This window comes from Rhodococcus sp. 05-340-2 (assembly GCF_002258915.1).
In the GTDB taxonomy this organism is placed as follows: domain Bacteria; phylum Actinomycetota; class Actinomycetes; order Mycobacteriales; family Mycobacteriaceae; genus Rhodococcoides.
The window spans coordinates 78,092-98,495 of the sequence record NZ_NOYU01000010.1 but is presented as its reverse complement, the minus strand read 5'-3'; the positions used below and the strand labels follow the sequence as shown (position 1 = coordinate 98,495).

Here is a 20,404-nt window from a genome sequence, read left to right as displayed (position 1 = left end):
GGCATCGGGAACTGGCGATGGGGCGCCACATTTACATAGAGTCGGGTCCAACGAACACCGTGTAAGCCCAGCAGAGAGTACGGAGAACACCATGCCTGCCAAGACTTCGACCGACAACGACATCGCCGACGAAGACATCGTCCCACTCGAGTACGAGACGGCCAGCCAGGCTCAGCGCGTCGTCGCGGCCTACGCGACCGATGCCGACGAATGCCGCATGTTGCTGTCGATGTTGGGTATAGATCCCGTAGCGAAGACCGACTGACAGGTTTTCGCAGGACTGTTTACCCAGGGATCTACAAGCGGATTGGACAGTTGTGGCTGACGCCTCGCAGGGTTCGGATTTTGTCGTCGTGGCCAACCGGTTGCCGGTCGATCTGGAAAAGCTTCCGGACGGAAGCACACGATGGAAGCGAAGCCCAGGCGGGTTGGTCACCGCTCTCGAACCGATTCTGCGTGCCAACAAGGGTGCGTGGGTGGGGTGGGTCGGCGTCTCGGACGTCGACGTCGAGCCGTTCGTCGAGGACGGCCTCCAGCTGCGTCCGGTCACGATCAGCGAGAAGGAATACACCCAGTACTACGAGGGCTTCTCCAACGCGACGCTGTGGCCGCTCTATCACGACGTCATCGTCAAGCCGGAGTACGACCGCGACTGGTGGAACGCCTACGTAGAGGTCAACCGCCGCTTCGCCGAGAAGACCTCCGAGGCCGCAGCACAGGGCGCGACGGTCTGGATCCAGGACTACCAGCTCCAGCTCGTCCCGAAGATGCTGCGGATGCTGCGCCCCGACCTGACCATCGGGTTCTTCCTGCACATCCCGTTCCCGCCGATCGAACTGTTCATGCAGATGCCGTGGCGCACCGAGATCGTCGAAGGACTGCTCGGAGCCGACCTCATCGGTTTCCACCTGTCCGGCGGCGCGCAGAACTTCCTCTACCTTGCCCGACGCCTCGCCGGGGGAACCACCTCTCGCGGAACCGTCGGAGTGCGGTCCAAGCTCGGCGTCGTGCAGGTCGGCTTTCGGACCGTGCGAGTCGGCGCGTTCCCGATCTCCATCGATTCCGGTGACCTCGACACCAAGTCGCGCTCCAAGGCCGTCCGTGATCGCGCGAAGCAACTGCGCAAAGATCTGGGGAATCCCAAGCGCATCATGCTCGGCGTCGATCGCCTCGACTACACCAAGGGAATCGACGTTCGACTGAACGCGTTTCGCGAACTGCTCGAAGAGGGCCGCGTCGATCCGGCAGAGAACGTCATCGTGCAGTTGGCGACGCCCAGCCGGGAACGCGTCGACAGCTACGTCGCCATGCGCGGCGAAATCGAGCAGCAGGTGGGCCGCATCAACGGCGAGTACGGCCAGGTGGGCCACCCCGTGGTGCACTACCTGCACCGGCCGATCCCCCGCGACGATCTGCTGGCCTACTTCGTTGCCGCAGACGTCATGCTGGTCACCCCCTTGCGCGACGGTATGAACCTCGTCGCCAAGGAATACGTGGCCTGCCGCAGCGATCTCGGTGGCGCGTTGGTGCTCAGCGAATTCACCGGTGCCGCAGCAGAACTGCGCCAGGCGTACCTGTGCAACCCACACGACCTGGACAGCGTCAAGGACGCGATCATCGGAGCCCTCGAACAGGAACCGGAATCGGGCAAGCGACACATGCGCGCCATGCGCAGGCAGGTTCTCGCCCACGACGTCGACCGCTGGGCCCGCTCCTTCCTGACCGCGCTCGCAGCGCCGGCGGAGGGCACCAACCTCACCCGATAAATTCGCTTTCCAGACACCGTCGACGGCTGCTACTTTGCCGTCGACGGTTTTTTTGTATCGAGTTCATGCGTTTTCACGTGAGGAGGTGGGCATCGTGGCCACCTGGACGATTGCACCCCTGAGCCCTCGTTCCTCCTCCCCCAAGGATCTCGCATGTCTCCACTCGAGCATTACGGCCTCGATCAGCACTGGCTGACGGAATTCGAAAAGCATTCTCAGAAAACAACTCTCGCCCGCGTCGTTCGCGTCGACCGCGGTGAATTCGACGCCGTCACCGACAGCGGCATCGTCCGATGCACCGGCACCGGTATCTGCACCGGCGATTGGGTGACACTGGACTCGTTCAGGCTCGTTGCCACACTTGCTCGCCGCACATCCATCGAACGCACCTCCGCCGGATCCACCTCCGACATACAGGTTCTCGGAGCCAACGTCGACACCGTCGTCGTCACGGTCGCGTCGGACACGGCCCTCGACCTCGGTCGCGTCGAGCGCTACATCACCCTCGCCTGGGGCAGCGGCGCTGTTCCCGTTCTCGCGATCACCAAGACCGACAGCGGAAGCGTCGCCGAAGAGCTACTGCTGGCCGCCGCGCCGGGCGTCACCGTGTGCAGCACCAGTGCGGTGTCGGACGGCGGAATCGACTCGTTGGCAGCACATCTGCGCGGCACGGTCGCCCTGATCGGGCCGTCGGGATCCGGAAAGTCGACACTCGGCAACGCCCTGTTGGGCGGTTCGGTTCTCGCCACCGGTGCCACCCGGTCGGCCGACGGCAAGGGCAGGCACACGACGGTGCACCGGGAATTGGTGCCGATCCCTTCCTCGAGCCTGGTGCTGCTGGACACCCCGGGTTTGCGTTCCGTGGGCGTACAGGGATCGGAAGACGCTGTGGCGAGCGCCTTTTCCGACATCGAAGAGCTGGCCGCGTCGTGTCGGTTCGGTGACTGCGCGCACGAACACGAACCCGGCTGTGCGGTGCTCGCCGCCGTCGATGCGGGTCAGCTCACCGACAGGAGGTTGGGCAACTACCGAAAACTGTTGCGGGAGAACGCGTGGTCGACCTCGAGGCACGACGCCCGAGCGCGCAGCGAGAAGCTGCGGGAGTACAAGCAGATCTCGAAGTCGCTACGCCAGAAATACGCCGTCGACGGCAAAAGGAGGTAGGTCAGCTCTCGTCGAACAGTGAGGGACTGTCGGTCTCCGCCTCGGCCTGCCGGGCCGAACCTTCACTGCTCGACGCCTTCCGCACCACCTCGACCGTGGTGGTGCGTACCGACAACCGATGACCGTCGTGATGTTCGAGCAACGCCAGACCCTGACGGATCTCGAGCACCTTCCACGGGCCTGCGTGCCCGGACGCCTGAACCAGGTCGCCTGGTGCGATCTCGGAAGCCACTGTTGTTCTCCATTCACCGAGCAAGCATTTCGGGGTCGAGCAAGTCTGTGACACACACCCTATCGGGCGTGCTCTGCGTGCCTCTCACTTGCTCGTCGAACAAATTAGGAGTACTCATGTAATAGTTGTAGATATACAAGCATTATCGCGGAGGTGAACGTGGCCGAGTTGACTCGACGACACCGGTATCTCGTGCTCGGCATCTGCTGCCTGAGTCTGTTTCTCGTCAGCACCGACAACACGATCGTCAACGTCGCGCTGCCGTCGATGCGCGCAGATCTGAACGCTTCGGTATCGGGTCTGCAGTGGATCATCGATGCATACACGCTGGTCGTGGCGTCACTGCTGATGCTCGGCGGCTCGATGGCCGACAAGTACGGCCGCAAGCGCTTCTTCCTGATCGGCACCGGAACGTTCGTCCTCGGCTCCCTGCTGTGCAGCGTCGCACCGTCGCTCGGCTGGCTCGTCGCCTTCCGCATGCTGCAGGCCGTCGGCGGCTCGATGATGAACCCTGTCGCGATGTCGATCATCACCAACACCTTCACCGACCCGAAAGAACGTGCAGGAGCCATCGGCATGTGGGGTGCCGTCGTCGGCATCTCCATGTCTGCGGGTCCGGCCCTCGGCGGCATCCTCGTCACCGGTGCCGGTTGGCAGTCCATCTTCTGGATCAACGTCCCCGTCGGGATCTTCGCCTTGGCGATGACACTGAAATTCGTCCCGGAATCCAAAGCCGAACACTCGCGCAAGTTCGATCCGGCCGGCCAGTTCCTCATCTTCGCGTTCCTCGCGTCCCTGGTCTTCACCATCATCGAAGGTCCCGCGAAGGGTTGGGGGTCGCCGCTGATCGTGTTCACCGGTGCCGTCGCCGTCGGCTCTCTCGTCGGGCTACTGGTGGTGGAGTCGCGAATCGAGGAGCCGCTCATCCAACTGAAGTTCTTCCGCAGCGCGCCGTTCAGCGGAGCGACGGTGATCGCGGTGTGTGCTTTCGCGTCCCTCGGCGGATTCCTGTTCCTCAACACCCTCTATCTGCAGGACGTGCGCGGATACTCGCCACTGCACGCCGGTCTCTACACCCTGCCGATGGCGTTGATGACGCTGATCTTCGCGCCGATCTCGGGCCGCATCGTCGGCACACTGGGAGCGCGCATTCCGCTGCTCGTCGCCGGTATCGGCTTCGTGGCCTCGGCGCTGATGCTCACCCGCCTGACTCCGACGACCTCGTTCGCGTGGCTGGCCGTCGCGTACGTGATTTTCGGAATATCCTTCGGCATGGTCAACGCCCCGATCACCAACACCGCGGTGTCCGGAATGCCGCGCAGTCAGGCCGGAGTGGCATCCGCCATCGCGTCGACGAGCAGACAGGTGGGTCAATCGCTCGGCGTGGCCGTCGTCGGATCCATCGTCACGGCGAGCATCGTCGGCGAGATCTCCGACGGCTTCACCGCAGCCGCGGTTCCCGCGTGGTACGTCATCGCAGGCGCAGGCGTGGTTGTCACCGCGCTCGCAGTGGTCACCACCGGCCGGTGGGCCCGCGCGACCGCCGATCGAATCGACCAACCGGTGCTCGTATGACCGGGACGGAGGCAGCACTCGTCTGGCGCGAGATGCGTGCGCTGATGCTCGAGAAGCACGACACCCGCCGAGCCGTCGCCGACGCCACGGGGATGAGTTTCCTGCGGGCCAAGCTGCTCACCAAGTTGCTCGCGGGCGATCGGACGGTCACCGAACTGGCCGAGATCCTCGCCTCCGATGCGCCGTACGTCTCGCTCAACGTTCGCGAGCTGGAAAAACGGGAACTGGTGATCCGCACCGAAGATCCCACCGATCGCCGACGCCGCATCATCGGACTCACCGAATCCGGACGCCTCCTCGCCGAGAAGGCCCGAGCGATCGCCGACGCCCCGCCGCCGGAATTCACGACGGTATCCGCCGAAGACCTGGCACATCTACGACGGATTCTGCAGCTGCCCTGATTACTCGCTTCAGCGGCGGATGGCGTCGAGCGGTGTGCCGATCTCGACGAGCGCGCGCACGGTCGCCGCTTCCATTCCCGGCGAGCCGCAGACCAGGATCTGGCGATCCGGGAACGGCCCCTGCGTGGCGACGACGTCTGCCACACTGCCCTCCCAGCAATGCTCGGGCTCGAAGAACGCTGTGCTGGAACCGATCTCGGCATGAATGCGATCGTTCCATCGATCCGACGCCCACGGCTCGTGCAGTTGGTCGACGACGGGAACGACGGTCAACCACGGCAGCTCCGACGCCATCAACCACAGCATGTCCCCGGCGTACAGATCGCGAGGCGACTTGCCGCCGACGAACAGCGTCACGTTCGGTGGATGTTGGCGGCGAGTGAGGTCCAGCAGAATCGCGCGCAACGGAGCGAGGCCGGTGCCACCCGCGATCATGACGACGTCGCGCCCCGAATCGTCGACATGCAGACCGCCCTGCGGATCGCTGATCTGCCACACGTGACCGGGCCGCGTCTCGTTGACGATCGAGCCGCTCACCCACCCGGCCGGCACGGCTCGAACGTGGAATTCCAACTTTCCGTCTCGCGACGGCGGCAGCGCGGGTGAGTATCGCCGTGTCAGCGCAGCGCTCTGGGGCACTGTCACCGACACCGACTGGCCTGCCGCGAACGGCACAGCGTCGCCTTCGAGTCTGATGACCGCGAGGTCGTTCCGAAGGCGGTGATACTGAACGACCGTCGAACTCCACGCCTGCATGCCGACCAGGATAGGGGTCGAAGCGGGGTGTCTCGCAAACGCGCGTGAGGTTCGGCACCGCTGCCCCGCTCGAGGCGCGCGAGGTGCGCCCCCGCCCCGGTCGACGCCGCAAATGCGCGCGCGTTTGCCGAACGCACGCGGAATAGTGACCGATCGCCGGCGAATCCGCGCGCACCTGACGAACGCGCGCGCGTTTGCGAGGACGTGTGCAGCAGAGACCCGGGCTCAACACCCGCGGACCGACCCGACTTCAGATGCCCAGTCGACGCCAGGTTCGCCACCGCCGACGCCCCCGGTCGAGGCCGCAAATGCGCGCGCGTTTGCCGAATGCGCGCGGAATAGCGACCGATCGCCGGCGAATCCGCGCGCACCTGACGAATGCGCGCGCGTTTGCAAAACAGTGAAGGGCGAACGGTGAAGGGCGAACCCTCGAATTCAGCGCTGGTGCTTCGGCTTCCAGACCACCAGAGCGTTGCGTTGGATCGGCACCAGGTCGCGGCGATAGCTGGCGTGCACGGCCGCCAACTCCTGAGCCAGTTCGCTGATTCGCGACTGCAGAGCCTCGACCTGGTTGGTCAGCTCGATGATGCGCTTGATACCGGCCAGGTTGACGCCCTCGTCCTGCGAGAGTCGCTGCACTTCGCGGAGCAGTGCGACGTCACGCGGGGAGTAGCGTCGACCGCCGCCGGTGGTGCGATGCGGGGTGACGAGTCCGAGTCGATCGTAGGTACGCAGCGTCTGCGCATGCATGCCCGCCAATTGAGCCGCGACGGAGATCACGAAGATCTGGGCGTCGGGATCAGCTTGCCCGCCACCGGCTTTCGCGGGTCCACCCTCGGGAGGGACCGACATCACAGTGCCCACCCGGCCCGCGGGTCGAATCCGCTGGCCTTCTCGGCTTCCAGATAGGTCTTCAGAGCGTCGGTAGCAGCATCGTCGAGTTTCTGCGGGACGGCAACTTTGACGGTCACCATCAGGTCTCCGGTACCGGACTTCTTCGGGATACCGCGTCCACGCACCCGCAGCACTCGGCCGTCGACGGTGCCCGGTGGCACCTTCACTCCGACGCGACCCTCGAGGGTGGGCACCGACAGTGTCGTACCGAGCACCAGTTCTCCGTAGCTCACCGGAACGGTCACCGTCAGGTCGTCGCCGGTTCGGCCGAACACCTTGTCGGGCTTGACCCGAACCGTGACGAACAGATCGCCCGACGGCGCTCCGCGGAGGCCGGCTTCGCCCTGACCGGCGAGCCGGACCTTCTGTCCGTCACTGATACCGGCCGGGACGCGCACGGTGATGGTGCGGGTCCGGTTCTGCACTCCGGTACCGCGGCAGTCGGCGCACGGGTCGTCGATGATGGATCCGGTACCGCGGCAGTCGTCGCATGGCTCACTGAAGCCGAACGCGCCTTGGTTTCTGTTGACGACACCCTGGCCGTTGCATTTGGGGCACACCCGCGGGCTGGTTCCGGGCTTCGCGCCGCTGCCGTGGCAAGTGGTGCACGAGGACGGGCTGGTCAACCGCAAGGGGACCGTAACGCCCTGTGCCGCTTCACGGAACTGCAGTGAGGTCTCGGTTTCGACATCGCTGCCGCGTCGGGGCCGATTGTTCTGCGGGCGCTGCTGCGCGCCGCCGCGATTGAACAGGCCACCGAACAGGTCGCCGATTCCGCCGTCGCCGCCGCCTTGACCGAAGATGTCGCCGACATCGAAGGTCTGGCCGCCGCCGAATCCGCCTGCGCCGGGCGAGAATCCACCGCCGCCGCGGTTACCGAACCCGCCCGAGGCGAACAGCCGTCGTGCTTCGTCGTATTCCTTGCGCTTGGCCGGGTCGGCGAGGACGGCATGCGCCTCACTGACCGCCTTGAACTTGTTCTCGGCCGAGGCGTTGCCGGGATTGGCGTCGGGATGGTTGTCCCTGGCCAACTTTCGGTACGCCTTCTTGATCTCTTCTGCAGTCGCGCTGGAGGAAACGCCCAGCTCCTTGTAGAAGTCCTTCTCGATCCACTCCCGCTGGCTCACCGGGCGTTTCCTCCTCTCGCGCTATTTCTGTTTACTGCTCGTCGGACGCGGGTGCATCCGATTCTTGTGCTGCATCGTCCACCACGCCGACCATCGCGGTACGCAGGACGCGCTCGCCGAGCTTGTAGCCCTTGCGCATCAGCGTTCCGACGACCGGGCTGCTGCCGTCGCCCTCGTGGGAGACGGCCTCGTGGATGGCCGGGTCGAAGGCGTCGCCCTCGGCCCCGAAAGTGGTCAGGCCGATGTTCGAGAACACCCCTGCCAACTTGTCTGCCACTGCCTTGAGCGGTCCGGTTTCGAGATCACCGTGCTGGCGAGCTCGCTCGAGGTCGTCGAGAACCGGAAGAAGCTGCGAAACGACGGACGCCTTGGCGTTCTCCGCTCCGGTCTGCTTCTCACGGTCGGTGCGACGCCGGTAGTTGGCGTACTCCGCCGAGACGCGCTGCAGATCTGCGGTGAGCTCTGCGACCTGAGTGTCACGCGGGTCTTCCACGACGTCACCGTCGACGGTCCCTTCGTCCACCGAGTCGGGCTGGGGCGCAGCCCCGGTGCCCACCAGGGGCTCCGGAACTGCGTCACCTTCCCGTACTTCACCGGTCTCGGGATCGATCTTTCGCTTGTCCACGAAAGTGACCGGTTCTTGCTCGGTGTTCTCCGACGTCACTTCTTGTCCGTGTCGTCGGCGGGCTCGTCGACAACCTCTGCGTCGACGACACCGTCGTCAGCGGCCTGCGCGCCACCCTCTGCGCCGCCCTGCTCCTTGGCCTGAGCCTCGTAGATGGCGGTGCCGAGAGCCTGCGACTCGGTCGAGAGCTTCTCCACGGCGGTCTTGACTGCCGAGATGTCGCTGCCCGCGAGAGCCGTCTTGGCGTCGGCGATGGCGGTTTCGACGCGTCCCTTGAGCTCGGCGTCGACCTTGTCCTCGTTGTCCTTGACGAACTTCTCCGTCTGGTGGACGAGCGACTCGGCCTGGTTGCGGACCTCGGCCTCTTCGCGACGAGCCTTGTCCTCGTCTGCGTGAGCTTCCGCGTCGGCGACCATGCGGTCGATCTCTTCCTTGGACAAGCCGGAGCCGTCCTGGATCTTGATCGTGTTCTCCTTGCCGGTGCCCTTGTCCTTGGCCGTGACGTGCACGATGCCGTTGGCGTCGATGTCGAAGGTGACCTCGATCTGCGGGACGCCGCGAGGAGCCGGGGGCAGCTCGGTCAGCTCGAAGGAGCCGAGGAGCTTGTTGTGCGAGGCGATCTCGCGCTCACCCTGGAAGACCTGGATCTGCACCGAGGGCTGATTGTCGTCAGCGGTGGTGAAGGTCTCGGATCGCTTCGTCGGGATGGTGGTGTTGCGCTCGATGAGCTTGGTCATGACGCCACCCTTGGTTTCGATACCGAGGGACAGCGGCGTGACGTCGAGGAGCAGAACGTCCTTGACCTCACCCTTGAGGACACCGGCCTGCAGTGCAGCACCGACGGCCACGACCTCGTCCGGGTTGACGCCCTTGTTGGGCTCGCGTCCACCGGAGAGTTCCTTGACCAGCTCGGAGACGGCGGGCATACGCGTCGAACCGCCGACGAGCACGACGTGGTCGATGTCCTTGACTGCGATGCCGGAGTCCTTGACCACTGCCTGGAACGGCGCGCGGGTGCGGTCGAGCAGGTCGGAGGTGATCTTCTGGAACTCCGAGCGGCTGAGCTGCTCGTCGAGGAACAGCGGGTTCTTGTCGCCGTCGACCGTGATGTACGGGAGGTTGATCGAGGTGCTCTGCCCGGAGGACAGTTCGATCTTCGCCTTCTCGGCGGCCTCACGCAGACGCTGCAGCGCCATCTTGTCCTTGGTCAGATCGATGCCGTTCTGAGCCTTGAACTTGTCGACGAGCCAGGTCACGATGCGCTCGTCCCAGTCGTCGCCACCGAGGTGGTTGTCGCCGGACGTCGCACGAACCTCGACGACGCCGTCGCCGATTTCCAGCAGCGAGACGTCGAACGTGCCGCCACCGAGGTCGAACACGAGAATGGTCTGCTCGCTGTCGCCCTTGTCCAGGCCGTATGCGAGAGCTGCCGCGGTGGGCTCGTTGACGATGCGCAGGACGTTGAGGCCGGCGATCTGGCCGGCTTCCTTCGTGGCCTGACGCTGTGCATCCTCGAAGTACGCGGGAACGGTGATGACCGCGTCGGTGATTTCCTCACCCAGGTAGGCCTCGGCGTCGCGCTTGAGCTTCTGCAGCGTGCGCGCGGAGATTTCCTGAGGGGTGTACTTCTTACCGTCGATCTCCACGGTCCAGTCCGTGCCGACGTGGCGCTTCACGGAACGAATCGTGCGGTCGACGTTGGTGACCGCCTGGTTCTTCGCGGGCTGGCCGACCAGCACTTCACCGTTCTTGGCGAAAGCGACGATCGACGGGGTGGTGCGTGATCCCTCGGAGTTGGCGACGACAACCGGTTCGCCGCCCTCGAGGACGGACACGACCGAGTTGGTGGTCCCGAGGTCGATACCGACCGCACGAGCCATAATGTTTCCTCCTGTTATTGCGTGGATTCAGTCCCTGGGTGAGCGAACTCCACTCAAGTTTGCATAACGCGATCTGTCGCGTCAACTTCCAACTTGAGCCTCATCCACTCAAGGCTGCTGACCTGCACAACGGAGGGTGTGGCGAATTTGTTCCCCACTGCCGTGGGCACACACAGCAGTACGCCGCGACGATCACGAGGATCGCCGCGGCGCAGCGGGGAGAAAGTATTCGTGAAGGAGTTACTCGGAAGGCTCCTCGACCGGGGCGGGGATGCAGCTGTGGGTGAGCAGTCCACCGGTGATGTTGTCGAGGAAGTTCGCGTCCAGCGCACTGGCGAACGCTGCCGCACCTGCGGGGCGAGCCATCCATTCACGGTCGACAGAAGGCACGGTGTACGTCGCTGCTTCGCCGGCCTTGATGGTCGTCTCGGTGTTCTGACCCTGCACACCCGGCAGTGCGCCGTAGTTGACGTTGACGTTCGACGCGTCGTCCGCGCCCACGTTGTCGACCTTGACCTGCAGTGCCACGACGCCACCTTCCGGCGCGTCCTCGACCGTGGTGTCGCAGACGGCGGCCATGGTCACCACCAGGTCGGGGCTTTCGAGAACCACCGAGCCGAGCGGGCCGACGGGCTCGGGGGCAGGTTCGGCCGATGCGGCGGGTGCGAGGGCAACCGCACCGATGGCGGCGGCCAGAGCGGCCGTCGAGGCCAGGATCGATGTGCGGGCAAGACGTCGCATGAACAACTCCTGTAGCTGAAGGGGATGTGACTCATGAGTCTGATGTGACTGATGGGACAGTTGGTACCTGTTTCACTATGTCCTAAAGGAATCAGACATTCCACACCAGGCGGTATCGATTCGATGACGTTCGCATATCGAAGGAAAAGGCCCCCAACGAATCACATCGATGTAGTTCGGTGTCGTTCTCACCGGTCGGCGAGCCAGGTTTCACCGGTCGTCGATCAGGGGAACCACAACCCTGCGGATCGGCCGCGCCCTACGTAGGGTTGAAGAAAAGCGAGGCTACGGAGGCACATGGATCCCGAAGTGCAGCACGAACCGAGCGAGATCACCTACGACGAGAAGTTCTATCCGGCTCGGCCGAAACCACTTCGACCTTCGGTGCGTCGCGCCAATCGGAGCAACAGTCCCACCCCGGACAGCGAGCCGGTGGCATCGAACCCCGAGTACGTGGACTGGCTCACCGAGCAGTCGATGTTGCGCGACGCCAAACTGATCGCCGAGCAACTCTCGGGCAAGGGCAGCATGTGGCAGAACCCGTATGCCGACCCCGATCCTCGTGCGGCCGTCGAGCGCGCTCCGGTGTGGTTCACCGCGTACCCCATCTCGGTGATCAACGCGCCGCAGACGAGCTTCCTGAGCACTCTCGGCGACGAGAAGCTGTGGCAGGCCTTCTCCGAAATCGGTGTCACCGCAGTGCATACCGGCCCGGTGAAGGTGGCAGGCGGCATCCACGGTTGGCGTCCGACCCCCTCGGTCGACGGCCACTTCGACCGCATCGGCATGCAGATCGACCCCGCGTTCGGATCGGAAGAAGAGTTCCGACGCCTCTGCGTGGTGGCCTCGGCGTACGACGGCATCGTGATCGACGACATCGTGCCCGGCCACACCGGCAAGGGTGCGGACTTCCGGCTCGCCGAGATGGCCGTGGCCGACTACCCCGGCATCTACCACATGGTCGAGATCGAGCCGCAGGACTGGCATCTGCTCCCCCGGGTGCGCGCCGGTGCCGATTCACAGAACATCGACGCCGAGGCCGAGGCCAATCTCGCCCGCGCCGGCTACATCATCGGTCAGCTGCAGCGCGTGATCTTCTACGAGCTCGGTGTGAAGGAAACCAACTGGAGCGCAACGCCTCCCGTCGTCGGCATCGACGGCGTCGAACGCCGCTGGGTGTACCTGCACTACTTCAAGGCCGGTCAGCCGTCGATCAACTGGCTCGATCCCTCCTTCGCCGGCATGCGACTGGTGATCGGCGACGCGTGTCACTCCATCGCCGACCTGGGCGCAGGAGCACTACGCCTGGACGCCAACGGTTTTCTCGGCGTCGAGCGTCGAGCCGAAGGACCGGGCTGGTCCGAGGGCCATCCCCTGTCGGAGGCGGCGAACCATCTGATCGCCAGCGTGGTGCGCAAGATGGGCGGGTTCACGTTCCAGGAGTTGAACCTGACGATCGACGACATCAAGGCCATGGGCACCAACGGTGCCGACCTGTCGTACGACTTCATCAACCGGCCCGCGTATCAGCATGCGCTCGTCATGGGGAACACCGAATTCCTCAGGCTCACCATGACTTTGGCCCGCGACCACGGCGTCGACACCGCATCCCTGGTCCATGCGTTGCAGAACCACGACGAGATGACCTTCGAGCTCATCCACTTCGCCACCCTGCACGCCGAGGACGAGTTCACCTACGGCGGCGAGGCGGTCAAGGGCAGCGATCTGGGCGACCGTATCCGCGGTGAACTGACCGATCGACTCACCGGACGCTGGGCACCGTACAACCGGACGTTCACCACCAACGGAATCGCCTGCACCACAGCGAGTGTGATCACCGCATCGCTCGGCATCCGCGATCTGGACCGAATGGACGAGCAGGACATCGAGACGGTCAAGCGGGCCCACCTGCTGCTTGCGATGTACAACGCGCTGCAACCGGGCGTGTTCGCACTGTCCGGTTGGGATCTACTGGGCATCCTGCCGATCGCGGCCGACGAGGTGGACGACCTCATCCGCGAAGGCGACACCCGCTGGATCAACCGCGGTGCACACGATCTGATGGGGTACTTCCCCGAGGCCGTGCGCTCGGAGTCGGGCATCCCTCGCGGGCGCAGCCTGTACGGCTCGCTCCCGGAGCAGCTGGCGGATCCGCAGTCGTTCGCCCGCCAGTTGGCGCGAATCATCGAGTTGCGCAAGCGGTTCGGGATCGCCACCGCTCAGCAGATCGACATTCCGACGGTCTCGCACAAGGGCCTGCTGGTCATGGTGCACGAGCTCAGCCAGGGAACCATCCAGGCCACGGTGCTCAACTTCTCGTCCGAGGAGATCAGCGCGACCATTCAGTCCAAGCACCTGGTGCCCGGTACGTGCGCCATCGACGTCTTCGACGACAACGAGATCGCGACCGTGGACGAGCTGAACAGCTTCCCCATGACACTGCGTCCGTACGAGGGCGTACCGGTGGTGCTGCGCTGAGACCGCGGCCCGTCACCGCCGACGGATAGACTCCTGCACGTGGCCGAAGAACAGAACGACCCGACATCACGGAGGCCCCGGCCTGCCCGTCCGCAACCACCGCGGCCGGATGTTGCCGTCGAACCGCTGCGGCCACGGCAGGAGCCCACTCACTCGGTCCTGCCGAAGGTCGCGACTGCTCTGTGGGCTCTGACGGCAGCGCTGATCCTCGCGTTGGCCGCCGCCATCGCCCTGAACTGGGAGTCGGTACTCTCGGGCGTCGAAACTGCGGTGTCACAGCAGGATTCGACGGCCAGTGCGGCCGATGTCCGCAACACCGCCTCGGCCACGCTGCTGTCCAGCGGGGCCGCAGCGGCGGTGCTCGTGCTACTGGGATTCGTCGCACTGAATCTACTGCGCAACGCAGCGATGTCGTCCAAGGTCCTGATGGGAGCGGTCGGAATCCTGACCATCGGCGCGGCGGTCACGTTCTCGACCTTCGTGTCCGACGCCTCCGCGCTGCTCGGCGGCGTTCTGCAGTGGGGGCCGTTCGTCGTGGCGGGCACTGCGGCGGCCGCGACCATAGTGGCCCTCCTGCCCCGAGGATCCTCACGCCAGTGAGGCGAGTATCCCTTCGGCGCTGCGGGCCGCCGTGGCGCACGAGGTCGAGGTGAACCGGTCCAGCAGTGGGTGCTCGGACAATGCTCTCCACTTGTGCACGGCAGCCAGCGCGGTGTCGCGCTGCTGAGCGCGTCCGGCATCGGGAGGCAGATCGAGGCGTTCGGTGGCGGCGATGCCGAAGCCGCCGATGATGCGCTGCAGTTCGAGTAGAGCACCGTCGGGCAGTTTCGGTGTGGTGGAGCGCAATCGGCCGAGCAGCCGCAGTTCGGCGAAGCCGTGCACGTCGGCGAGCATTCGGCCGGCCTCGGTGCGAAGCGCGTGAGATTCCGGCCTGAACTCCAGGATTCGTTGCAGGGCAACCAGAGCCGAGTGCAACTTGAGCTGATCGGCGCGCTGACCGAATTGCACGTCGATCACCGAGCGAAGTTCGGTCAGCCCGCTCCGCTCGACCAGATCGGCAGCCAGCGTGGGCGAATCGCGCACCCCGAGCCGAATCAACGTCACTGCCATCCGAATACCGAACAGACCGAAGCGGTCGACGATGCTGGCGCGCAGCGATGCGTCGACAGGTAGCGTGCTCTGTGCACGCACGAAACGATCGGCCGAGAGCATCGCCAACTGCAGATCCTCGGTCGGCACCGTCGCCAACATCTCGAAGGCAGCGAACTCGTTCTGCCGCAACGTTTCCGCGCCGAGCGCCAGCAAACCCGCGACCGGAACAACTGCCTGGCACAGGCCGGTGGCCTCGAGTTCGGACGCGAAGCGCGCAGCGACTTCCTTGGCCGACATCATCGCGTCCATCCGCCCCGAACCCACCTCGTCGGCCCGCGAGACGACACCGATCACACCGAGCGGTCCCGAATCGCCGCCGACGTGCGCACCGATCTGCCCGAGAAACGACACGTCGGTCGCATTGAGGGTACGCAGCAGATACACCACGGCGTCTGCGCCCGATGACGAGTTCTCGGGAGTGAGCATCGCCAGCGTGCGCGCCGACACGTCTCGCGAGAGAGACGAGGTACCGGGAGTGTCGATGATCGTCGTCTGCGCCAGAGCGCTTGCAGGCCATTCGACGTCCAGTCGGTCGACCTGCGCGGCCGTCAACGACCCGAGGTCGAAGGTCAGTCGCCCGTCGCGCCGTTGCACCGGCACGTTCGCAGCCCGGTCGCCGTCGTACCAGGCCGTGACGGCGGGGGTGACGCCGTTGCGGTACCACGTGACGACCTTCGTGCACTCCGTTGCGTCGGTCGGGGCAATGTCCTGCCCGACAAGAGAATTGAGCAGTGTGGACTTGCCCGCCTTGAGTGATCCCGCGAGCGCCACCCGCAACGGCTCGTCGAGACGGTACAGGCATTCGTCGAGCATCCAGGACGCTTCGGCATCACCGGAGTACGTCGATCGTGCCGCCGATATGAGGTCGCGTGCTCGGGCCAGAGCCGCCACGCTCATACAGCGACGTCTTCGACGAGAGACACTGCCCGAGAATTCAGTTCGGCCACCACGCGCATGTCCTTCTCCAGCGCAGCGATGCGGGCGGAACGGTCGGTGTTGTCGGCCGCGGCGGCTTCCTGCGCCGAGCGCAGCGACTCGTTCAGCGAACGCAGCGTCTGCTCGGCGATCGAGGTGAAGTGATCACGCAGCACTCGCTGAATCTGGCGCAGCCGGTCCTTCGACTCCTTGCCCACCTGGAAGCTGACGTCGTCGGTGAAGCGGCGGATCGCCATCTTGGCCTCGGAACGCCGCGCTTTGACGCGGTTCTCCTTGTCCTCCTTGTAGGCCTTGGTGCCCAGGAGTACGCCCGCACCGATCGAAATCGGATTGAGCAGACTCAACCCGACGAACGTGGTGATCAGGCCGAACATCAGCACACCGCCGTAGGATCCACGCATTCCCACCAGAACCTTCTGCGTGATTCCGACACGGCCGGATTCCAGATCGGCCAGGGACGAGACGGGATCGAGGACGTTGTCCAGATCGCCCAGATCGAGATCGGGCAGCGCTGCCGCCCCGGACGAGGCGAAGTGTTCGGCCACCAACTCCGAAAGCCACAGTGCCCGTTCGTGAGCCCAGACGAAGTTGTCGCCCACCGACGCGGCGATCTGCTCTTCGAGCCACTCGCCGAGCTGCGGCCAGTCCTTGCCCGGATCCCCCTCGTCGACGGTCTCTTCCGCTTCCCGGGTGACGCGCCGCAACCGGTCGCGCAGATCGTGATCGATGTCGGAGGCGAGGTCGGCGATTCCGTCACCGAGCGTCTGCTGCCACTGCGACGAACGTTTGTGCAGCTCCTCGGCGGCCGATTTGGCGCGCTGCAGCCCCGCGACGGCCGCGGCTGCCCGCTCCGGATCCTTCAGTGCCGCAAGCTCACTGCCGAACGCGAGTGTCAGATGTTCGGTGACCGATCGGACATCGAGCGAGACCGAGGAGCGTGCCAGCACATCCGCCCGGGCCACCACGTCGTCGCGCAGAAATGCGTAGAGCTTCTGGAAACCGGACTCGGCGTTGAGTTCCTCGTCGTTCAAACGCAGTGCGTGCGAACGCAACAGAGACGACACCGGCAACATCTGCACATCGATTCCCGCGCGGTCCAGGTGTCCGCGATTGGCCTCGACGATCTGCCGCCAGTGCGGGTAGAGATCGATCTTGGTGATCAGCACCGCCACGGCCGGGCACAGACCCTGCACCTGTCGGAGAAACGACAGTTCCGGTTCGGTGAACTCACGCGACGCATCGGACACGACGAGCACCGCGTCGGCCGAGGGAATGAGACCCAATGTGCCTGCAGCGTGCGGATTCGTGTGCCCGCCGACGCCGGGAGTATCGACCAGCACCAAACCGTCGGCGAGCAACGGACTCGCCACCCCGATGTCCAGACGCAACACCTCACGGCCCTGGGCCAGCGGACTGGCGGGGGTGACCGTTGTGATCTCCTCGGGCGGAACGTCGACCCGGATCGGTTCGTTGCCCGGATCGGCGAGTACGAGCTGCGCGGAAAGGCTCTCGGCATTGGACACCACGGTCGGGATGGCGGTGGTCTCGTCGTCGCCGACCGAGCACACCGTCAGATTGAGCAGCGAATTCACGAACTGACTCTTGCCCTGCTTGAGCGGTCCGACCACGATGATGCGTCGACGTGGATCCAACACTCGCGAGCGCGCCGCCTCGACTCGATCCACCAGGTCGGATCTTCCCGCCGATGTCGCCACCGCCGCGGTCCGGCTCAGCAGCTCGGCCAGCTCCGTAGATTGCCCGTCCATACGCTCGTGTTCACAACCGTTCTCGTCGACTTCCGCGGTACCCGGGCTCCACTCACGCCCAGGAACGAACTCTAGCGACGACTCGGCCCCGAGTGCTGGCGAATACTCGGGGCCGAGTCATGTCATTGCCTACCCGCAGCCGAAAGGATCAGGGCTGCGTCGGGTCGATGTCGTGATCGACGGTCACATGTCCCAGAGAGTCGGCTGCCGAATCCACCGAACCGTGCAGGCCGGAATCGCTGAACAGGCTCGAATCGGTCTCGCCCTGACCGAAGACGTCCGAGTCGACGCTCGACCAGCCGGTGCCGGTCGCAGTGGCCGAGGAATCGAACGAGCTCGAGTGATCGAACGATCCCGACGCAGCGGAGGAAAGGCTGCCGCCGGCGTCTGCCAGCCCCTCGGCACCCGACTGCAGGCCACCGGTCAGGCTGCCCGCGGCCTGGCCACCGATGTCGGCAGCGGAATCAAACCCGCCGCCCGCGGAAGCCGCAGCGTCCGCACCAGCATCCAAACCCGCACCCACAGTGGACGCGAAGTCGCCTCCGATCGAGGCACCCGTGTCGAGTCCCGCGCCGACGTTCGATGCGATCTCGCCGCCCACCGAGGTTCCGGCGTCGACCGCTCCGCCTGCCGCACCTTCGAGGCCGCCGACAACCGAGCCTGCAGCGCCCGCGGCACCTTCGAGTCCTGCGCCTGCGGATGCTGCCGCATCGATTCCGGTGCTGATGCCACCGGACACGGCTCCTTCGAGTCCGGCCCCGGCCGAAGCCGCAGCATCGACGCCGCCTGCGACACCGCCTGCTACCCCGCCCGCGATACCGCCGCCGAGGCTGCCCAGACCTGCGAGTCCGCCGGTGAGGCCTGCACCTGCGTCACCGAGACCTGCGAGACCACCGGTCAGGCCTGCGCCTGCATTGCCAACAGCCCCGAGACCGCCGGCCACATCGGCACCCACGTTTCCGACAGCCGCCAGGCCACCGGTCACATCGGCACCCACGTTTCCGACAGCTCCGAGTCCGCCGGCCAGATCGGCACCCACGTTTCCGACAGCCGCCAGGCCACCGGTCAGATCTGCACCGACGTTTCCGACAGCACCCAGGCCGCCGGTCAGATCAGCACCGACGTTTCCGAGGCCCGCAAGTCCTCCGGTGAGGCCCGCGCCCACTCCGCCGAGTCCGGCCAGGCCGCCCGACAGACCTGCGCCCACTCCGCCGACTCCGGCGAGTGCTGCTTCGACGGTTCCCGAGAGGTCTGCTCCGGCGGCAACCGCTGTGTCGATCGCTCCGACGAGTCCTGCGCTGACGTCGGCTCCGGCTCCGAGAGCGGCTCCGAGATCGAGTGCAGCGCTGGTGTCGAGAACCGATTCGAGGGCGGTACCGAGCTGAGCTCCGGCTGCTCCACCGACGCCGAATGCCGTGCCGAGGACGCCTTCGAGGCCGCCTGCAACTCCGCCTTCGAGTCCGCCGACCAGCCCGCCGCCGATACCGGCACCTGCGCCGATCGTGCCGTCGAGTGCGGCGTCGAGAGCAGCGGTGAGGCTGCCGACTGCGCTGGTGTCGAGATCGAGTGCGGTTCCCAGTGCGCCACCGACCACTGCGCCGATGTTGCCGCCCGCGGCCAACAGGGCGTCGACATCGAGGTCGGCGAGCGCACCTGCGTCGAGGACGGCTCCGAGTGCGGATCCGATGGATCCTGCGATGGCACCGTCTGCAGCGAAGAGACCGCCGAGGCTCGCGCCGACTCCACCGGCGAGGTCGCCGACCAGTGCGCCTCCGGCACCGAGCGCTCCGTCCAGTGCAGCACCGATGTCGGTGGTCAGATCTGCTCCGACGGTTCCGAGTCCGCCGAGTGCGCCGCCGATTCCCGCGGTCAGGGCGGCACCGAGGTCACCCGCGATGTCCAGTCCGGCTCCGGCACCGAGTACGGCGTCGAAGACTCCTCCGAGGGCCGTACCGAGCTCGGCTCCGACGGTTCCGCCGACTCCGAAGACTGCACCGAGAGCGCCGGCCAGGCCGCCCTGGATCTCGGCCAGTGCGCCGAGATCGACGGCACCGGTTGCGCCGAGAGCGGCGTCGAGTGCTGCCTGCAGCTGTGCCGCGATGTCTCCACTGATCTCGCCGCTGATACCTGCGCCTGCGCCGATCAATCCGGTCAAGGCAGCGCCGAGTCCGACCGTTCCGCCGAGAAGACCGTCGAGATCGAGATCCAGACCGCCGCCGATACCTGCGCCTGCACCGATCAGCGCGTCGAGTGCGCCGCCGAAGGCAGTGCCGAGCTCGAGACCGATCTGGCCTCCGACGGCCAACGCTGCAGCGAGTGCAGCCTGCAGGGATGCAGCGATCTCACCCGTGACGTCGATTCCGCCGGTCAGGCTGCCACCTGCAGCGAGTCCGCCGCCTGCGACAGCACCGGCTGCCAGTCCGAGCCCGGCCGACAGTCCGCCGCCGAGGCTCGCACCTCCGGCGAGTGCGCCGTCGAGGCCTGCGGAACCGTCTGCGCCCAGGATGGCCGAGAGCTGGCTGCCCGCACCGGCGAACAATCCCGACTCGGCGACCAGGGGTGCCACCGCGACGATGTCGGCGTGGGTGACGTCGCCGAGTCCCGCGGCGGCCAGCGTCATCTCGGGGTTGGCGCAGTATGCAGCTGCAGCCTGGTCGTCGCGCAGCAGGCTGAGGATGAAATCGAGTACGGCGTTGGTAGCCATCGTGGGTCTCCTTGACGAGTGGTGCTTCGTGGTTGATCACAAAGCTATGCATCGGAGAGCCCCTGCCCAACGGGGCCGATCCCCCTACTCCCCCGGGGGTTGCCAGGGGACTTCGATTAGGGGATCTGGGCGCTTTGGGGGATTTCACTCGTTATGCGCTCTAACCTGCTGTGAGACGTAACGAATATTTGGCCACTGCCGACAGTG

The 20,404-nt window shown here is 65.6% G+C and carries 17 protein-coding genes; 7 read left to right on the top strand and 10 right to left on the bottom strand.

Annotated features, from left to right (window positions below):
• The first annotated feature begins 91 nt into the window (after positions 1–91).
• From CH271_RS28690 to rsgA, 3 genes are all read left to right on the top strand, one after another.
• Positions 92–265 carry a hypothetical protein gene (locus CH271_RS28690; RefSeq protein WP_008710019.1) on the top strand — a complete coding sequence of 58 codons (174 nt, stop codon included), beginning with the start codon at positions 92–94 and terminating at the stop codon, positions 263–265.
• A gap of 52 nt (positions 266–317) precedes the next feature.
• Positions 318–1,766: an alpha,alpha-trehalose-phosphate synthase (UDP-forming) gene (locus CH271_RS04755; RefSeq protein ID WP_094632846.1), complete on the top strand. Its 1,449-nt coding sequence runs from the start codon at positions 318–320 to the stop codon at positions 1,764–1,766.
• 153 nt (positions 1,767–1,919) lie between these two features.
• Positions 1,920–2,930 (top strand): ribosome small subunit-dependent GTPase A, encoded by a 1,011-nt coding sequence (gene rsgA, locus CH271_RS04750; RefSeq protein ID WP_094632845.1) that lies wholly within the window; start codon positions 1,920–1,922, stop codon positions 2,928–2,930.
• 1 nt (position 2,931) lies between these two features.
• Here the strand turns inward: rsgA and CH271_RS04745 are convergent, their stop codons facing one another.
• On the bottom strand, positions 2,932–3,162 hold the full coding sequence (locus CH271_RS04745) for a hypothetical protein (RefSeq protein ID WP_032376217.1): 231 nt from the start codon (positions 3,160–3,162) through the stop codon (positions 2,932–2,934).
• 159 nt (positions 3,163–3,321) lie between these two features.
• Here CH271_RS04745 and CH271_RS04740 point away from each other — a divergent pair, with 159 nt between their 5' ends.
• The gene (locus tag CH271_RS04740; RefSeq protein WP_094633160.1) at positions 3,322–4,737 is read left to right on the top strand and encodes an MFS transporter; all 1,416 of its coding nucleotides are present in this window, start codon (positions 3,322–3,324) and stop codon (positions 4,735–4,737) included.
• On the top strand, positions 4,734–5,138 hold the full coding sequence (locus tag CH271_RS04735; RefSeq protein WP_094632844.1) for a MarR family winged helix-turn-helix transcriptional regulator: 405 nt from the start codon (positions 4,734–4,736) through the stop codon (positions 5,136–5,138). The genes CH271_RS04740 and CH271_RS04735 overlap by 4 nt, the downstream gene beginning before the upstream one ends.
• Positions 5,139–5,147: 9 nt before the next feature.
• Here CH271_RS04735 and CH271_RS04730 read toward each other — a convergent pair whose 3' ends face one another.
• From CH271_RS04730 to CH271_RS04705, 6 genes are all read right to left on the bottom strand, one after another.
• Positions 5,148–5,894, bottom strand: coding sequence for an FAD-binding oxidoreductase (locus CH271_RS04730; RefSeq protein ID WP_094632843.1), 747 nt, complete (start codon positions 5,892–5,894; stop codon positions 5,148–5,150).
• Between the two features lie 435 nt (positions 5,895–6,329).
• Positions 6,330–6,746 carry a heat shock protein transcriptional repressor HspR gene (locus CH271_RS04725; RefSeq protein WP_094632842.1) on the bottom strand — a complete coding sequence of 139 codons (417 nt, stop codon included), beginning with the start codon at positions 6,744–6,746 and terminating at the stop codon, positions 6,330–6,332.
• A complete protein-coding gene (gene dnaJ, locus CH271_RS04720) occupies positions 6,746–7,915 on the bottom strand; it encodes a molecular chaperone DnaJ (protein ID WP_094632841.1) in 1,170 nt (389 codons plus the stop codon). The genes CH271_RS04725 and dnaJ overlap by 1 nt, the downstream gene beginning before the upstream one ends.
• A gap of 31 nt (positions 7,916–7,946) precedes the next feature.
• The gene (grpE, locus tag CH271_RS04715; protein ID WP_037194070.1) at positions 7,947–8,579 is read right to left on the bottom strand and encodes a nucleotide exchange factor GrpE; all 633 of its coding nucleotides are present in this window, start codon (positions 8,577–8,579) and stop codon (positions 7,947–7,949) included.
• Positions 8,576–10,420: a molecular chaperone DnaK gene (gene dnaK / locus CH271_RS04710; RefSeq protein ID WP_032376212.1), complete on the bottom strand. Its 1,845-nt coding sequence runs from the start codon at positions 10,418–10,420 to the stop codon at positions 8,576–8,578. Before dnaK ends, grpE begins: the two co-directional genes overlap by 4 nt.
• A gap of 240 nt (positions 10,421–10,660) precedes the next feature.
• A complete protein-coding gene (locus tag CH271_RS04705) occupies positions 10,661–11,161 on the bottom strand; it encodes a Pro-kumamolisin, activation domain family protein (protein ID WP_094632840.1) in 501 nt (166 codons plus the stop codon).
• A gap of 297 nt (positions 11,162–11,458) precedes the next feature.
• Between CH271_RS04705 and treS the strand changes: the two genes are divergently transcribed.
• Positions 11,459–13,639 carry a maltose alpha-D-glucosyltransferase gene (gene treS, locus CH271_RS04700; protein ID WP_037194066.1) on the top strand — a complete coding sequence of 727 codons (2,181 nt, stop codon included), beginning with the start codon at positions 11,459–11,461 and terminating at the stop codon, positions 13,637–13,639.
• Between the two features lie 39 nt (positions 13,640–13,678).
• Entirely contained in the window at positions 13,679–14,239 is a 561-nt protein-coding gene (locus CH271_RS04695) for a hypothetical protein (RefSeq protein WP_094632839.1), read from the top strand.
• Here the strand turns inward: CH271_RS04695 and CH271_RS04690 are convergent.
• From CH271_RS04690 to CH271_RS04680, 3 genes are all read right to left on the bottom strand, one after another.
• The gene (locus CH271_RS04690) at positions 14,228–15,688 is read right to left on the bottom strand and encodes a dynamin family protein (RefSeq protein ID WP_094632838.1); all 1,461 of its coding nucleotides are present in this window, start codon (positions 15,686–15,688) and stop codon (positions 14,228–14,230) included. The two genes, CH271_RS04695 and CH271_RS04690, sit on opposite strands and share 12 nt — an antisense overlap.
• A complete protein-coding gene (locus CH271_RS04685; RefSeq protein ID WP_094632837.1) occupies positions 15,685–17,493 on the bottom strand; it encodes a dynamin family protein in 1,809 nt (602 codons plus the stop codon). Before CH271_RS04685 ends, CH271_RS04690 begins: the two co-directional genes overlap by 4 nt.
• 148 nt (positions 17,494–17,641) lie before the next feature.
• Positions 17,642–20,197 (bottom strand): IniB N-terminal domain-containing protein, encoded by a 2,556-nt coding sequence (locus CH271_RS04680; protein WP_094632836.1) that lies wholly within the window; start codon positions 20,195–20,197, stop codon positions 17,642–17,644.
• Positions 20,198–20,404 lie beyond the last annotated feature (207 nt).

Excerpts from the sequence above, each read along its gene's own strand:
- CH271_RS28690 (WP_008710019.1), top strand. The coding sequence starts at position 92 with ATGCCTGCCAAGACTTCGACCGACAACGACATCGCCGACGAAGACATC.
- rsgA (WP_094632845.1), top strand. The coding sequence starts at position 1,920 with ATGTCTCCACTCGAGCATTACGGCCTCGATCAGCACTGGCTGACGGAA.
- CH271_RS04735 (WP_094632844.1), top strand. The coding sequence starts at position 4,734 with ATGACCGGGACGGAGGCAGCACTCGTCTGGCGCGAGATGCGTGCGCTG.
- CH271_RS04730 (WP_094632843.1), bottom strand. The coding sequence starts at position 5,894 with ATGCAGGCGTGGAGTTCGACGGTCGTTCAGTATCACCGCCTTCGGAAC.
- CH271_RS04725 (WP_094632842.1), bottom strand. The coding sequence starts at position 6,746 with ATGTCGGTCCCTCCCGAGGGTGGACCCGCGAAAGCCGGTGGCGGGCAA.
- dnaK (WP_032376212.1), bottom strand. The coding sequence starts at position 10,420 with ATGGCTCGTGCGGTCGGTATCGACCTCGGGACCACCAACTCGGTCGTG.
- CH271_RS04705 (WP_094632840.1), bottom strand. The coding sequence starts at position 11,161 with ATGCGACGTCTTGCCCGCACATCGATCCTGGCCTCGACGGCCGCTCTG.
- treS (WP_037194066.1), top strand. The coding sequence starts at position 11,459 with ATGGATCCCGAAGTGCAGCACGAACCGAGCGAGATCACCTACGACGAG.
- CH271_RS04690 (WP_094632838.1), bottom strand. The coding sequence starts at position 15,688 with ATGAGCGTGGCGGCTCTGGCCCGAGCACGCGACCTCATATCGGCGGCA.
- CH271_RS04685 (WP_094632837.1), bottom strand. The coding sequence starts at position 17,493 with ATGGACGGGCAATCTACGGAGCTGGCCGAGCTGCTGAGCCGGACCGCG.
- CH271_RS04680 (WP_094632836.1), bottom strand. The coding sequence starts at position 20,197 with ATGGCTACCAACGCCGTACTCGATTTCATCCTCAGCCTGCTGCGCGAC.